Source organism: Neisseria sp. P0004.S004, assembly GCF_051963335.1.
Lineage (GTDB): Bacteria > Pseudomonadota > Gammaproteobacteria > Burkholderiales > Neisseriaceae > Neisseria.
In genome coordinates, this window is the sequence record NZ_JBQCUK010000021.1 from 1 (window position 1) to 713 (window position 713).

General features: G+C 47.1%; 1 protein-coding gene. It reads right to left on the minus strand.

The genetic code is table 11. The features are described 5' to 3' along the window. Window positions 1-20: 20 nt before the first annotated feature. The gene (locus ACTHRY_RS11085) at window positions 21-674 is read right to left on the minus strand and encodes an IS1595 family transposase (RefSeq protein ID WP_250614941.1); all 654 of its coding nucleotides are present in this window, start codon (window positions 672-674) and stop codon (window positions 21-23) included. Window positions 675-713: the final 39 nt, after the last annotated feature.

The following is a 713-nucleotide window of genomic DNA, read 5'->3' on the forward strand; positions in this document are numbered from 1 at the left end:
GGGGCTGACGTAGATTAGCCCTAAATTCCACACCAATCCCGCAGAATTTTTAGTTGCCGGGACGGTGTGCCGAAGTTAAACCGAAATTCGCATTCTTTCAAGAACAGCGGGAAGGATTTGCGATCAATTCCGTTGTATTTGCGCAAGACGCGTTTTGCCTGATTCCAAAAATTCTCAATGCCGTTAATGTGGTTCTGACGGTCTGCAAATTCCTTGGAATGGTTGATACGGTAATGGATGAAACCGCTCACGTCTAACTTGTCGTAGCTGCTCAGACTATCGGTATAAACAATACTGTCCGGCATGATTTTCTTTTTGATTACAGGGAGTAACGTTTCAGACTTGGCATTATCCACCACAACGGTATAGACCCGTCCGTTGCGTTTCAGGATGCCGAAGACAACCACTTTTCCTGCCGCACCGCGACCACGTCTGCCTTTACGCCGTCCGCCGAAATAGCTTTCGTCCAACTCGACAGGGCCCTCAAAAACCTCATCGGCAGCCAAGGCCAAATGATGGCTGATGACCATACGGATTTTACGGTAGAACAGGATGGCGGAGTTGGGCTGAATGCCCAAAATATCGGCAGCGGAACGAGCGGTAACTTGGAGTACAAAAAATTCAAGCAGTTTCTTTTGAAATCTCTTGCTTAATTTACAATTGGTTATCTGCATTTTCGTAGCCTAGCATAACTGCTAATCTACGTCAGCCCC

What these genes read in the sequence shown, in the direction of transcription:
- ACTHRY_RS11085 (WP_250614941.1), bottom strand. Translation starts at nt 674, where the DNA reads ATGCAGATAACCAATTGTAAATTAAGCAAGAGATTTCAAAAGAAACTG.